Origin of the sequence: Nitratidesulfovibrio sp. 1201_IL3209 (assembly GCF_036763125.1) — a bacterium.
Lineage (GTDB): Bacteria > Desulfobacterota > Desulfovibrionia > Desulfovibrionales > Desulfovibrionaceae > Cupidesulfovibrio.
The window spans coordinates 67,086-81,591 of record NZ_JBAIYT010000007.1; the positions used below are offsets into that span (position 1 = coordinate 67,086).

7 protein-coding genes are annotated in these 14,506 nt (G+C 70.8%); 1 reads left to right on the forward strand and 6 read right to left on the reverse strand.

Translation table 11 applies throughout. The features are described 5' to 3' along the window. Positions 1-74 precede the first annotated feature (74 nt). The 6 genes from V6B97_RS05590 to V6B97_RS05615 form a co-directional block, all read right to left on the reverse strand. The gene (locus V6B97_RS05590) at positions 75-656 is read right to left on the reverse strand and encodes a tetratricopeptide repeat protein (RefSeq protein ID WP_333505512.1); all 582 of its coding nucleotides are present in this window, start codon (positions 654-656) and stop codon (positions 75-77) included. 17 nt (positions 657-673) lie between these two features. Next, positions 674-2,197 carry a sigma-54-dependent transcriptional regulator gene (locus tag V6B97_RS05595; protein WP_333505513.1) on the reverse strand — a complete coding sequence of 508 codons (1,524 nt, stop codon included), beginning with the start codon at positions 2,195-2,197 and terminating at the stop codon, positions 674-676. Positions 2,198-2,401: 204 nt separating this feature from the next. Then, positions 2,402-4,477 carry a two-component system sensor histidine kinase NtrB gene (locus V6B97_RS05600; RefSeq protein ID WP_333505514.1) on the reverse strand — a complete coding sequence of 692 codons (2,076 nt, stop codon included), beginning with the start codon at positions 4,475-4,477 and terminating at the stop codon, positions 2,402-2,404. Positions 4,478-4,864: 387 nt separating this feature from the next. Beyond that, on the reverse strand, positions 4,865-8,497 hold the full coding sequence (locus V6B97_RS05605; RefSeq protein WP_333505515.1) for an AsmA family protein: 3,633 nt from the start codon (positions 8,495-8,497) through the stop codon (positions 4,865-4,867). Between the two features lie 120 nt (positions 8,498-8,617). Next, a complete protein-coding gene (locus tag V6B97_RS05610; protein ID WP_333505516.1) occupies positions 8,618-11,803 on the reverse strand; it encodes an EAL domain-containing protein in 3,186 nt (1,061 codons plus the stop codon). Continuing rightward, positions 11,800-13,353 (reverse strand): ABC transporter substrate-binding protein, encoded by a 1,554-nt coding sequence (locus tag V6B97_RS05615; protein WP_333505517.1) that lies wholly within the window; start codon positions 13,351-13,353, stop codon positions 11,800-11,802. Before V6B97_RS05615 ends, V6B97_RS05610 begins: the two co-directional genes overlap by 4 nt. Before the next feature lie 170 nt (positions 13,354-13,523). Between V6B97_RS05615 and V6B97_RS05620 the strand changes: the two genes are divergently transcribed. After that, a complete protein-coding gene (locus V6B97_RS05620; protein ID WP_333505518.1) occupies positions 13,524-14,492 on the forward strand; it encodes a D-2-hydroxyacid dehydrogenase in 969 nt (322 codons plus the stop codon). Positions 14,493-14,506: the final 14 nt, after the last annotated feature.

Below are 14,506 nucleotides of genomic sequence, written 5' to 3' on the forward strand. Positions count from 1 at the left end.
ACAAGGCCACCGGCAACGGCCGCCCTGCCCGGCCTCACGCCCTGCCGGCCAGCCCGCACCCCAGGAAAACGGAGTTACGGCAGATATTCCACGGGGGTCGGCGGCAACGCCGGATCGGGCACGTCGCCCCTGTCCATGCCCCGCCGGAACATGTCGCGGGCGCGCTTCATCTCTTCCAGGGCATTGGCCTGGGCAGCCTCGCGGGCGTACAAATCCGCCGACTGCGGGCCAAGGGCCAGTTCGTCCGCACGCAGCAGTTCGACGCGCGGGCGCACCACCCGGAGCACCTCGAACCTGTCCGTGGTCCAGCCGGACCACGCGGCGCGGGCCGCGTCGCCGTCACGGGCGGCGATGGCGGCGATGCCCGCCCAGAACCTGGCGTACTGGGCCGCGCGCCAGTCGTCCATCAGCGGCACGAGCACGGCCTGTGCCGCCGCATGGTCGCCCTTGCGGTACAGGGCATAGCCGTGGCGCACCCCGGCCTGCCAGTCGGACGGATCTTCGGCCGTCACCTGCGCGTAGGCCGTGGCGGCCTCTGCATAGCGGCCCTGCTCCAGCAGGTGCGAGGCCTGCATGCTCTTGCCGGAACACCCGGAGACAAGGGTTGCCGCAACAACAAGGGCCGCAAGGACGGAACTACCGCGCAACCTGTTCATGACGCCTCCCTGGCGGGCTACATGCCGCGCCGGATCAACCCGAACTTCTTCAGCTTGTATTGCAGGGTGCGCCTGCTGATGCCCAGCGCGTCCGCCGTGCGTTCCCGATGCCCCCCGTGCACTTCCAGCGCGCGCAGCAGGGCATCGCGTTCCGCGTCGTCCAGCGAGCCGGGGTAGGCCCCCGGCACGCCCCCGCCGCCGGACCACCCGGCCATGGGAGCATCGCCCTCGCCGGGCCAACCCGCGTCGGCACGCGGCGCACCCGCCATGTCCGGCCGGTCGGAACGGTCCAGCCTGTCGAACCGTTCGGGCCTGTCAAACCGTTCGGACCTCTCTGGCCGGACCATCCGGTCCTGCCACCTTTCGGGACGGTCGGTCAGCACCTGCGAGGGCAGCGATTCGGGGCCCAGCGTATCCGAACGGCTGAGAATCAGCGACCGCTCCAGCACGTTTTCCAGTTCGCGCACGTTGCCGGGCCAGGCATAGCGCATCAGCGCGTCGAGAAATTCCGGGCTCACGCTGCGGATGCCCTTCTTGTTCTTGCGGCACAGCCGCTCCAGCAGGCGCCCGGCCAGCGTGGGCAAGTCCTCCAGCCGGTCGCGCAGGGGGGGCGAAACCACTTCCAGCACGTTGAGCCGGAAAAAGAGGTCCTCGCGGAATTCGCCCGCCTCCACCGCGCGTTTGAGGTCGCGGTTGGTGGCCGCGATGATGCGCACATCCACGGGCACCGGGCGCACCGCGCCCAAGGGCTCCACCACGCGCTCCTGCAGGGCGCGCAGCAGCTTGGACTGCAATTCCAGCGGCAGTTCCCCGATCTCGTCGAGGAACAGCGTGCCGCCGCGCGCCAGTTGGAAGCGCCCCGGCTTGTCGCGCACGGCCCCGGTGAACGCGCCCTTCATGTACCCGAACAGTTCGCTTTCCAGCAGGTGGCCGGGCAGGGCCGCACAGTTCACCTTCACCAGGGGCTGGGCGGCGCGGTTGCTGGCGTCGTGCAGGGCCTGCGCGACCAGTTCCTTGCCGGTGCCGGACTCGCCCATGATCAGGATGGTGGCCTCGCTGGGTCCGGCCTGCCGGATGAAGTCGCGCACCCGGCACATGGCCTGGCTGGCCCCCACGATGGGCGCGGTGGGGTCGTCGTCGCTCAGGCGGCGGCGCAGGTTCTCGTTCTCTTCCATCAGCCTGCCGAAATCCCAGGCCTTCTCCAGCACGGCCGTCAATTCCTCGTTGTCGGCGGGCTTGGTCAGGTAATCGAAGGCGCCCTTCTTCATGGCCACCACGGCGGAGCCCACGGTGCCGAAGGCGGTCAGCATGACCACGGGCAGACCGGGATACATGTCCTGGATGCGGGCCAGGGTTTCCTGGCCGTCCATGCCGGGCATGCGCATGTCCAGCAGCACCACGTTCACGCGGTCCTGGGCCAGCAGTTCCAGGCCTTCCTCGCCGGAACCGGCCTCTTCCACGCTCCAGCCGCTGTCCTCCATGACGGCGCGGACCATCAGGCGATGCCCGGGCTCGTCGTCGATGACCAGAAGTCGCTTCATCTCGTTTCCTTGGTGGTGGCTGCACGGATGCCCGCGCCTGGCATGACGGCGCGGACCATCAGGCGATGCCCGGGCTCGTCGTCGATGACCAGAAGTCGCTTCATCTCGTTTCCTTGGTGGTGGCTGCACGGATGCCCGCGCCCGGCATGACGGCGCGGACCATCAGGCGGTGACCGGGTTCGTCGTCGATGACCGGAAGTCGCTTCATCGTCTGTCCTCGGTTATGTCGATGACCGTATCCGTGGCGGACTGGTCTGTCGTGGATTGTCTGGAGACGGCATGATCGTGTCCGGCCCCGTTCCGGGCGTCCCGTCCCGATGCGCTGCCGTGGTCGCCCTCGCCCCGCCCTTCCCGGCTGGACATGGCCATGTCGAAGGCCGCCGCGCCGGGGCATCCGCCCGCCGGAATGTCCGTACCATGGTCAAGCGGGTCGCCGCCCTCCTGCGCGTCCATCCCCCCTGCTCCGCCGGGCCGGGCGGCGTGCCCCGCCCCCGGAAAGAACAGCGCCACCGTGGTGCCGCGCCCCACCTCGGAATCGATCTGCGCCCGGCCGCCGTGGTCGCGCATGGTCTTGTGCACCAGGGCAAGGCCAAGGCCGGTGCCCTTCTTCTTGGTGGTGTAGAACGGCTCGAAGGCCTGTTCCCGCTGTTCGCGGCTCATGCCGGGGCCGGTGTCGCGCACGAACACCCACACCCCGCCGTCGGAGGCCATGGACGAAATATGGATCTCGCGCCCGCCCTCGCCGTCGGGCCGAGGGCACTGCGACAGGGCGTCCAGGCTGTTCAGGACGAGGTTCAGCAGGGCCTGCTTCAGGGCGTCCTCGTCGGCCATGACCAGGTCCGGCCCCAGGCTGGTGCGCATGCGCACCCCCAGCTTGCCCGCGTCGAAGCGCACCAGGCTTTCCAGTTCCGCCGCCAGCTGGCCCAGGCTCACCTGGTGCGGCTCGATGGCGCGCGGCTTGGCCAGGTACAGCAGGTCGGTGATGACCCGGTTCAGCCGGTCGGCCTCGCGCACCATGGTCTGGGCGTAGTTTTCGTCCGGCTGCCTGCCCGCCAGCTTCTTGGCGAAATACTGGGCGAAGCCGCGCAGCGCCGAGAGCGGATTGCGGATCTCGTGCGCCACCCCCGCCGCCAGCGTGCCCACGGCGGCCAGCTTTTCCGCCTCGCTCAGGCTCTTTTCCAGTTCGCGGATCTGGGTGCGGTCGCGGATGATGACCAGCCGGTCGTGCTCCTCGTCGCTTTCACGGATGGGCAGGGTGAGGATTTCCAGGTGCGCGCCGTCCACGGTACGGTTGGTCCAGCCGGGGGTGGCCCCGCTGTCCGGCCCGGCGATGCACCCGGCGATTTCGGGCGGCAGGTCGGCCACGTCCGTGCCCGCCAGGCTGCCGTCGCGGGCCTTCAGGATGTCGTGGGCGGCCGGGTTGGCCGCGCGCACCACGTTGTCCTGGGTGATGGTCAGCAGGCCGTCGGGCAGGTTGTCCACCAGCCTGGCCTGGAAGCGTTCCAGCACGGCTGCGCGGCCCGCCTGCTCGCGGCGCTTCAGGAAGCTCATGGTCAGCACCCAGATGAACACCGCCGCCGCCAGGATGTAGGCTGCCTGGAACAGCGCGTTCTGGCGGAAGCCCCGGTACACGGCGAGGTGCTTGGCCATGTCCAGCCCCACCACCAGGAAGGTGGGCAACTGGTTGGGGTCGTCGGGCGCAAAGTCGTCCTGCGCGAAGGGGCCGGAGGCGTGCGGCTGCGCCCCGTCGCCGCTGGCGTCGGCACGGGGTTGCCCCATGCCGTCCATCTCCTGGTCATGCATCAGGGTGTGGCTGCGGGGCAGGATGCGCTTGCCGTACACGTAGGCGCTCAGCTTGCCGAAGGTGGCGCGGCCGTGCCACTCGCCCTTCTGGGCCAGGTCCTGCAACGCCTCGGGGGGGAAGACCAGCGTGCCGCCCGCCTCCTGCGTGGGGCGCGAGGTGAGCACCCGCCCCCCCTGCCGGTCGATGATGCCCACGAACAGCACGTCGCCGCTCTGCTCCAGTTCGCGGAACAGTTCAGCCGTGCCGGGGCTGAACAGGCCGGGCCCGTTGGGCCGCATGAACAGCCCGCGCCGCAGCGAGGTTTCCACCGCCTGCAACACCGAGCGAGCGGTGAGGATAAGGTGCTGCGTGCCCGCCTCTTCCTGCCGGTTCAGGGTCTGCCCGGTGGAGACGATGAGCGAAAGCCCGATGGTCACCAGCGCCATCACCGCGATGATCAGGGTGCTGCGCTCGGTGTTCTTGTCGGCTATATCCATGAAATTTCCTTGGAATGCGTGCACCCGGCTGCACAAGAAACCGGGCGTGGGCGCACGCATGAAAACGCCGTGCCAACGTGTGCACGCCATGATTTCATGATGTTACGGAAAGTGCATTGCACAAACGGCCGTATAGCTGCCCTTTCTGTGCATAAAGTTGCACACACCGCAAAAACACGCAACCACCGTTTGCACGTGTGCACCCCGGACAGGCCGAGGCAGGGAGGGACGCGAAGGCGAAAGGGAAGGGAATCATGAGGGAACGGGGCCTTCGGGCGGGCCGCCGGGAGGTGCCGGGACACGCCGGAATGCGCCGGGACGCGTCAGGACGCGCCCGGCCCGACTGCCAGGCCGTGGACCTGACTATCCGTCGGACTATTGTCCGAACTACTGGCCGTTGCCCGCCGTGCCGTTGCCGTTGCCGCGCGCCGCGTCCTGCAAGCCTTCCAGCACGCGCAGCGGCATACCGATGATCCCGCCCAGCAGATCGAACACCGTACTGCCCAGGTTGCCCAGGGTGCCGGTGACGATGCCCGTCTGCCGCACGCTGGTTTCCGGCTTGCGCAGGTCGCCGTGGAAGCGGATGGGGAAGGTGGGCACGCGCACCAGCGAAACGTCGGTGGTGTAGTCGATGCGCTTTTTCGCCAGGTCCACCCAGCCCCGGCCCGCCATGGTCAGCAGCAGGCTGTTCAGGGTGAAGTCCTCGTTGTGCAGCACCCCGGTGCGCATGTAGCCGCTGGCCCGCGCCTCGGAAAACGGGGTCTTGGATTGTTCCGGCGTGCTCGACTTGCCGCGCGTGCTGTAGAAGCCGTCGCGCACCTCGAAGGCCCAGGTGCCGGAAAGGGCGGCGGGCATGTCCAGTTCGGTGCGCAGGGGGCCCTGCACGTCCAGCACCAGCATGGCCTTGCCGCCCACGTAGTCCTTGCCCGCGAAGCGCAGCCCCACCGGTTCCAGTTCGAAGTCGCGCGCGTCCAGCACCAGGCGCGTGGCCAGGGCGTCGCCCGCCGTGGCGCGGATGCTGCCGCCCAGCGTGCCGCCGTAGAAGCCGGAGGCGATGGGCCCCACTTCCAGTTGCCCGCCGCGCAGCAGGATGGGCGCGGTGAACCCGTCGAAGCGCAGTTGCTTGAACGTGCCGCTGCCCACCGACACGCGCCCGTCCGCATCGAACGCGCGCAGCCACGCGTAGTGCAGCGGGTCGTTGGACGGCCGGGGTTCCGGCTCGCCGGGCGCGGGGTCCGGCGGCCGGGGCGCGAAGTAGCGGTCCGCGTCGAAGCGGTCGGCGTGCAGGCTGAACCGCCACAGGGGGCGCTGTCCGGAAATGCGCGAGACGTTGCCCGATACGGACTGCCCGTCCAGCACCAGCCGGGCGTCGGAAAGCTCGAAGGTGGTGTCCGACTGCCGGAAGGCTGTGGACAATTCCGCCGTGCGCAACGCGTTGTCGCCCATCTTCCATTCGGGCAGGCCCAGCCCGCGCAGGGTGGCGCGCGGGTCCGGGAAGCGGGCGGACAGCGTGCCCGCCCACGCGGCGGTCTTGTTCATGCCCGTGGCGCTCAGGGCCATGGTGCCCCTGGCGGCAAGGGCCTCCAGTTCCAGCCGGTCCGAACTCAGGGAGCCCGCATCGAAGTCGAAGCGGACGGGGCCGGAAAAACGCGCCTCCACCGTGCGGTCGAGGCCGGTCAACGCCGGTGGCAGGGAAAGGCGCAGCGTGGCGGGCAGCCGGTCGGCGGCCACGGGCAGGCCGGTGGCCGTGTCGAACAGCAGCGGGCCGGTGGCCGTGGCCTCCCAGTCTGTGCCGGTGGGAGTGCGCATGGCGGTTCGCCAGGCCCCGGTCCAGGCCAGGCGGGCGGGGGTTTTGCCGCCCGGCAGCCCCTGGCCGGAGGCTTCGCCCCGCAGGTCGAACCGGCTGAACGGCTGCCGCTCCAGCGCGCCGTTGCGCCACACCAGCAGGAAGCCGTCGTCGATGCGGGCGTCCAGCGTGCCGCGCATGGAGGCCACCACGGCCCCCAGGGTATGGCCCTGCCCGCGCACGGCGGCCTTCAGCGCCAGCCGCCCGGCGGCGGATTCGCGCCCGCTGACGATGACCGCCGGGCGCGCCAGGGCCACGTCGGTTGCGGTGAACTGCAACCGGTAGTCATCCACGATGTCCAGCAGGGCCTTTGCCGTGCCGCCGTAGAACGAGGCGGCGGTAAACTCCAGCAGCGTGCCCTCCTGCGAGGGCGAGCAACGGAAGGCCAGTCCGCCCACGTCGAACTTCCAGCCGTGTGCCTTTTCCGCGCGCACGCGGATGTCGTAGCCCACGTCGGGCAGTTCGTCCGCCGGAGTGGCGGTCCCCTGCGGGGCACTCCTGGCGGCGGCGTGGGATTCGCCCGCAGCCCCGGCATCCGCTTCGACGGCGGGCGGCCCGGCATGGACCAGCGGACGCGGGTCGGCCCCGGTCAGTTCGGGCATCACCCTGTTCACGTCGATGTCCGCCCCGGCCACGTCGATGGCGATGACCGGCGCGGCGAAGTCGGCCACTCCGCCCGAGCCGTGCAGGGGCATGCCCAACACCTCGGCCCGCAGCACGGGCACGCGGAGCCCGTGCCGGTCGAGGGAAAATTCCAGATGCCCGGAAAGGGCGTCCAGCGCGTGCTGCAAGCCCACGGGCAGGTCGCGCGCAAAGCCGAACCAGCGCGGCAGGCTGAGCCGCCGCACCTCGGCCGTACCCCGCGCCGTGGCCGCGCCGGTGCCGAGTCCGCCCAGGCTGGCGGTCACCTCCACGGCGTCCTGCTCCAGTTGCAGGCGCGCGCCGGTGACGCGCGGGTCCGCGCCCCGCTCCACGTCGAACGGCACCGAAAGCTCGAAGGGCACGGGTTGCCCGCCCAGCGGCACGTGGCCGCGCGCCCGCGCCGTACCGTGGGCCTCGCCGGGCAGCAGGCTCCACAGGGCGTCGCGCGTGCCACCCACCCGCCCGACAGTCTGTTCTCCGGGACCGGCGTGGGCGACGGCCGCCTCCAGCCCCAGGGTGCCGTTGACGCCCGGCGCCACGTCGTAGGCGCAGGACATGCGCAGCACGCCCGCCCTGCCCTGCGGGACTTTCCGGCCCATGGCGTCGGCACGGGCGGTTCCGTTGCCCTGCCCCGTTCCATTGCCGAATCCCGTTCCGTTGCCCGCCGGGGTGCCGACCACCTCGCGGTGGGGCATCACGTCCATCGCTCCCTGCAACAGGTCGCGCAGCGCCTTCCAGCCGCCCCCAGGGGTGGTGAACGACACGTCCAGGTCGCGCAGCACGGCGGGGCGCGCCTGCGGCGCGGCAACCCATTCCAGGCTGCCGTGGCGCAGCGACGCCTCCGCCAGGCGGCCGTTCCGGGCCACCAGGGCGGCGTCCACGCCACGCGCGCGCGCCTGGGCGCCCGTGCCGGTGTTGCGCCATTCCAGGTCGGCATCGTCGATGCGCAGCGACGCGGTGCCCGTCAGCACCACCTGCGGAGAAAACCAGGGCGTCGAAGCCGGGAGGGGCGGTGATTCGATGCGCGGCCCGTTTTCGGCGGGCGCGGGAGCGGGCGACGGTACGGCATCGGCGGGGGAGTCATCTCCCTCCTGAGAAGCGTCCTGCGCGGCCGTCCCGTCAGCGGTCAGGCGGCCCAGCAGGCCATCCCAGCCGTTGCGCCCCTCGCCGTCGGTCAGCAGCACCAGGCGCGGCCGGTCCACCTCCACCCCGCGCACCTCCACCCGCCCGGAAAACAGGGGCGCCAGACGCAGGTTGAACCGCGCCTCGCCCACCCGCAACAGCGGTTCCTGCCCGGCGAAGGGGGCGGCCTGGTCCATGACCACGTCGCGGGCCACCACCGTGGGGTCGGGGTCGAAGACCACCCGCACCCCGCCCTGCACCCGGCTTTCGTGCCCGGTAAGCGCGGTGAGCGTCTCGCCCAGCTGGCGCGCCGCCGCCTCCGAATCCACCAGCCTGCGCAACGCCGCATAGCCGCCGGCGGCGGCAAGCAGCACGATGCACAGGATGATCAGCAGGGGGCGCAAACGCATGGGGGTTCCGGTACGACGATGTGAAGCGCGGCAAGCGGCGCGCGGCCGCCCGTGTGCGGCCCCGGCGGTTGGCCCGGCCGGGGCTCCAGCGGACGGCGCGTCTGCGCGCAGCGTGTCATGCTATAGCGAACCACCCGCGAAAACGCCACCCCCGGCGGGCGGAAACGGCGCCGCGCCCAGCATCACGGCCAGGTCACAGGCGGGCAGCGGCGGCGCGTACAGGAACCCCTGGGCGTACCGGCAGCCCAGCGAGGCCAGGATTTCCGCCTGGGTGGGCGTTTCCACCCCTTCGGCCACGATCTCCAGCCCCAGGTGCAGCCCCAGCGAGACGATGGATCGCACGATGGCCTGCCCGTCGCGGTCGTGTTCCAGCCCGGCCACGAAGCTGCGGTCGATCTTGATGGAATCCACCGGCAGCCGCTTCAGGTAGCCCAGCGAGGAATAGCCGGTGCCGAAGTCGTCCAGGCACAGCCGGATGCCCAGTTCGCGCAGTTGGGCCATGACCGTGATGGCCTGGCTGCCGTGGCGCATCAGCACGCTTTCGGTCACCTCGAAGCGCAGCGTGCGCGGGTCGGTGCCGGTGCGCTCCAGCAGGGTTTCCACGGCGTGGGGCAGGCCCGGCTGCATGAACTGGCGGCCGGAAATGTTCACGTGCACCACCCCCGGCGGGGGCAGGCCCGCGGCGCACCAGCGGCGCAGTTGCGCGCACACCTCTTCCAGCGCGAAGGCCCCGATGGAGGTGATCAGCCCGGTGTCCTCGGCCACGGGCACGAACTCGGCGGGCGAGATGTCGCCCCCTTCGGTGCGCGTCCAGCGCAGCAGCGCTTCCACTCCGTGCAGGCCGCCGTCCTCCAGCGCCACCACGGGCTGGTAGTGCAGGCGCATTTCCTGCCGTTCCACGGCGCGGCGCAGGTCGGTCTCTATGGTCAGAAGGCGCAACGCCTCTTCGCGCATGCGCTTGTTGAACACCTTGAAGCGCGACTGGCCCTGCTCTTTCGCGCGGTACATGGCGGTGTCCGCGTCGCGCACCAGTTCCTCGGGCGTGGCGTACTGGTCGGTGCGCAGCACGATGCCGATGCTGGCCGTGGTGAACACCTCGTGCTGGCCGATGCGCACCGGCTCGGCCAGGTGCGCCCGGATGCGCCGGGCCACGCGCACGGCCGTGCCGCGCGAGGGGGTTTCCTCCAGCAGCACGCCGAACTCGTCGCCGCCGAAGCGGGCCACGGTGTCCACGTCGCGCACGCACTCGCGCAGCTTCCCGGCCACCACCTTCAGCAGGGCGTCGCCCACGTCGTGGCCCAGGCTGTCGTTGATGACCTTGAACCGGTCAAGGTCCAGGTACAGCATGGCGAAGGTGTAGTTGCGGCGGCGCGCGGCGCGCTTCAGGGCCATTTGCAGGCGGTCGTGGAACAGCAGGCGGTTGGGCAGGCCGGTGAGCGGGTCGTGGAAGGCCTGGTGTTCCAGGCGTTCGCGGCTTTCGTGGCCCAGGGTGACGTCTTCCAGAAAGCCCTCGTAGTACATGGTGGCCCCGTCGGCTCCCGGCACGCGCCGGGCGTTGACCGACAGCCAGACGAGCTCGCCCCCCTTGCGCCGGGCGCGGAACTCGAAGGCGGTGACCTGCCCGTGCTCCTCCATGCGGGCCACGAACTCGTCACGGCGGGCCGGGTCCACGTACATCCCGTCTCCGATGGATTCCACGCTTTCCAACAGGTCCTGCACCCCGTCGTAGCCCAGGATGCGGGCCATGGCCGGGTTCGCGCTGAGGAAGCGCCCTTCCGGCGTGCTCTGGAAGATGCCTTCCAGGGCCTGCTCGAAGATGCCCCGGAAGCGCGACTCGGCCCGGCGCAGGGCCTGCTCCACGGTGCGGCGCTCGGCGTTTTCCAGCATCAGCTGGGCATTGGCGCGGCTCAGTTCGCGGGTGCGTTCGCGCACCTTGCGTTCCAGCAGGCCGTGGGCGCGGTGCAGGGCCTCCTGGGCGCGCCGGCGCTCGGTCACGTCGCGCACCAGGCAGATCACGTAAGTGGTGCCCAGCACCCGCCGCCGCACCAGCGAAAGTTCCACCCAGCATGGGGTGCCGTCGCGCCGCACGGCGGCCACCTCGCCCGAGCGCATGGCCATGCCCGGCCCGGACGCGCATGCGCCCTCCGGAAACACGGCGGCGGGCGGCGCGACGGGAGCGGGCAACGGACAGGACACCCCGGGCATGGGCTGGCCCGGCACGTCCGCTCCGGCCAGAAAGGCCAGCAACGCCGCGTTGTCGTGCACCTCCGGTTCGGGCTCCACGTCCTCGCCGTCCTCGGTCTCGAAGGCGAATTCATGGATGGGCGGAGAGGGCGCGTCCGGCGCCACGAACCCGAACACCTCGCGCACCGGCTTGCCGTCGGGGTCGGCGTCGAGGCCGAACATCTCGCACAGGGCCGCGTTGCTGCGCAGCACCAGGCCTTGCGGGTCCGTGACCAGCAGGCCGTCGGCCATGCCCGCCACGATGGTGGAAAGCTGTTCCAGCGCGCCGCCCAGTTCCGCCGTGGCCTGGCGCACCGAATCCTCCAGTCCTTCCACCAGTCCGGCCAGGTCGCGGGACATGGTGTCCATGGCGCGGGAAAGGTCGCCGATCTCGTCGTCGGCCTTCAGGGCGGGCAGGTCGGGCGGGGCGGAAAAGTCGTGCGCGGCCACCCGGCGGGCCTGGTCGGTCAGGCGCATGAGCGGCCGCGAGATGGAATGCAGCAGCACCCAGGCCCCCACCGCGCAGGCGGCGAAAAAGGCCAGCCCCAGCCCCTGCTGGCGCAGGATGGCGCCGTCGATGTACTCGCTGATGCGCCCCCGGTCCATGCCGATGTGCACGAAGCCGCCCACGCCGGAAAAGACCGGCATGGTCACGTGCATCACCTCGTGCCCGGCCCTGCCTGCCGGTTCATCCAGATACAGCTGGTCGCGCAGCACGGTGACCTCGTTCATGCGCGCGCCCGCCAGCGATGCCGCCAGTTCGCGCACCGGCTCGGGCACCACGGGCACGAAGGTGTGCGCCACGGTCTCGCCCCGGCCGTCCACCACCAGCACGTAGGACACCCCGTCGATGCCCAGGAACTGGTCGATGCGCGACTGCACGGTGATCACGTCGCGCCCGATCAGGCTTTCCAGGTCCGCCCCGGCGATGGCGCGGGCGATGGCCAGGGCCTTGCTTTCGTATTCGCGGATCAGCAGGGTGTGCAGGGTCCAGCCGGAATAGATGGACGTGACGGCGGCGTACACCCCGAACAGCACGATGAGCCCCCGCAGGGTGCGCCCGAACAGGCGCGAGCGCCTCATCGCCGCCACTCCGAAAAGTCGGGCAGGTCTACGGGCACGCCGCCGTGCACGGTGGTGAAGCGCACCAGCCCCACCCCCTGCTGCGTAGGGGTGCAGCGGTACGGCAGGCCGATGCCCAGGTCGTGCCCGTCAAGCCCGGCCAACGCCGCCCGCAGTTCGGCAGGCGACGGGTCCGGCCCCATGCGCTCCAGCGCCCGCACCACCAGCCGGGCCGCCAGATACCCCTCGAAGCTGATCTCGCCGGGACTCGGGGCCTGCGCCGCCTGCTCCCCCGGTGTGCCGGTCGTGCCAGTCGCGCCAGTCGCGCCAGTCGTGCCGGTCACGCCGATCTGGAAGGACGGTTCGCCGCCGCCCGGCGCGGACAACACCTCGGGCGCATCGGCCATTTCCGCGAAATCGCGGCGATAGTCCGCGGCGGCGGGCAGATCGGCGTTCCACGGGGGCACCACCTCGGCCAGCACCAGGTCGCGGGTGTAGTCGCGTTGCGCGGCGCGCCCCATTTCGGCCAGCAGCCGCACCAGATGGCGGCTGTCCACGAACGAGGGCATGGCCACGGGAATGGCGGGCCGGTCCGGCTGGCCGGAAACCGGACCGGAAGCCCGGCCTGTGGCCTGCGAGGCCACGAGGTCGCGCAGGTCCCGGATGAAGGCCGCGCAGGCCGCGTCCGTGCCCACGCAGACCACGGCGTCGGGCATGCCCTGCAGGATCAGCCCCGCCTGTTCGGTGAAGTCCGCGTCGCGGCCCGCGCCACGCGGATAGGATGCCTCGGCCGCCAGGGACAGACGGCGGCGGGCCAGCGCGTCGCGCAGGTCGGCCCAGCCCTCGCGGCCGTACGCGTCGGCCTGGTAGCACACGGCGACGCGGGTGCACCCCGCGCCGCTCAGGCGTTCCACCAGTTCGGAGAATTCGGCGTCGTACGAGGCGCGCAGGCGGAACACCAGCCCTTCGTGGCGGGGCAGGGACAGGGGGCGCGCCCCGGTGAAGGGAAACAGCAGCGGCACGGCGCGCTCGGGGTGGCCTCCCAGCAGCGGCAGCACCCGCGTGACCGTGGGCGTGCCCACCAGGCCGAACAGCGCGAAGACCCGCTCCTCCTCGATGAGCCTGATGACGTTCCACACGGTGCGCTCGGGGTCGTAGCCGTCGTCCAGGGCCACGATTTCCACCCGCCTGCCGTGCACCCCGCCGCCCGCGTTGACCCGCGCGAAACAACTGGCCGCGCCGCGATGGAACTCGCGCCCCAGCGTGGCGCCGGAGCCGGTGAACGGGGCGGACATGCCGAGGCGCACCGGGGCGCCGGGGGACGGAAGGGTACGGAAGACGGGGGAAAGCGGGGCGGCCGCGTCCGTGTCGGAACCGGCGGGGCTGGCGGAACTGGCGAGACCGGTGAGACTGGCGGGGCTGGCAAGACTGGCGAACGGGGCGGAACCGGTAACATTTCCCGGTGGAGCGGCGGACGGGACGGGGGAAGGGGAGGCGACGGCGGCCCGGCAGGCGAGCGACAGCAGAAGAACCGTGCAGGCCACGGCCACGCGGAGCGGCTGGTACGTCATCCCGGCATGCGCCTTGCCCATGGTTTCCGGTCCCGTATGTGTCTGATCCCCCGGCTTGCGGCGGCGGGCTTTACCCCGGCGGCGCTCTCACGTAGAATTCCAAAGGGTAAGTCCCCGTTTACTGGACCCAACGCCACGTGGCAACAGAAAAACTTTTTCGGAGCACAACCATGCGTATCGTCGTTCTGGACGGCTATACCCTGAACCCCGGCGACAACCCGTGGGATGCCGTGGCCGCGCTCGGCGACCTGACGGTGCACGACCGCACCCCGAGCGAGGCGATACTGGAACGCGCCGCCGGCGCGCACATGGTGTTGACCAACAAGACGCCGCTGGATGCCGGCACCATTGCGGCGCTGCCCGACCTTGCCTACATCGGGGTGCTGGCCACCGGGTACGACGTGGTGGACATCCGCGCCGCCGCCGCACGCTCCATTCCGGTGTGCAACGTGCCCGGCTACGGCACCGACGCCGTGGCCCAGCACGTGTTCGCCTTTCTGCTCGAGTTGTGCCGCCGCATCGCCCGGCACGACGCCAGCGTGAAGGTGGGCAACTGGAGCGCCAACAAGGACTGGTGCTTCTGGGAAACCACGCAGATCGAACTGACCGGCAAGACCATGGGCATCGTGGGCTTCGGCAACATGGGCAAGCGCGTGGGGCACATCGCCAACGCCTTCGGCATGAAGGTGCTGGCCTATTCGCCCAACACCCGCACCATGCCGGACTACCAGCCCTTCTCGTACGTGTCCCTCGACGAACTGTTCGCCCGGTCCGACGTGGTCACCCTGCACTGCCCACTCACCGAGGCCACGCGCGGCATGGTCAACCGGGTGCGCCTGGCCTCCATGAAGAAGGGCGCCATCCTCATCAACACCGCGCGCGGCCCCCTGCTGGACGAAGCCGCCGTGGCCGCCGCCCTCAACGACAACCACCTGGGCGGCCTTGGCGTGGACGTGGTGGCGGTGGAACCCATCCGGCCGGACAACCCGCTGCTGACGGCCAAGAACTGCCTGATCACGCCGCATCTCGCCTGGGCCACCCTGACCGCGCGCCAGACCCTGATGCGCGTCACGGCGGAGAACATCCGCGCCTTCCTGGCCGGTTCGCCCGCCAACGTGGTGAACGCGCCCAAGGCATAACGAGGGGCGCCGCA

Bases quoted from the DNA above. Each gene is read 5' to 3' on its own strand.
- V6B97_RS05590 (WP_333505512.1), bottom strand. From the start codon at position 656: ATGAACAGGTTGCGCGGTAGTTCCGTCCTTGCGGCCCTTGTTGTTGCG.
- V6B97_RS05595 (WP_333505513.1), bottom strand. From the start codon at position 2,197: ATGAAGCGACTTCTGGTCATCGACGACGAGCCCGGGCATCGCCTGATG.
- V6B97_RS05600 (WP_333505514.1), bottom strand. From the start codon at position 4,477: ATGGATATAGCCGACAAGAACACCGAGCGCAGCACCCTGATCATCGCG.
- V6B97_RS05605 (WP_333505515.1), bottom strand. From the start codon at position 8,497: ATGCGTTTGCGCCCCCTGCTGATCATCCTGTGCATCGTGCTGCTTGCC.
- V6B97_RS05610 (WP_333505516.1), bottom strand. From the start codon at position 11,803: ATGAGGCGCTCGCGCCTGTTCGGGCGCACCCTGCGGGGGCTCATCGTG.
- V6B97_RS05615 (WP_333505517.1), bottom strand. From the start codon at position 13,353: ATGACGTACCAGCCGCTCCGCGTGGCCGTGGCCTGCACGGTTCTTCTG.
- V6B97_RS05620 (WP_333505518.1), top strand. From the start codon at position 13,524: ATGCGTATCGTCGTTCTGGACGGCTATACCCTGAACCCCGGCGACAAC.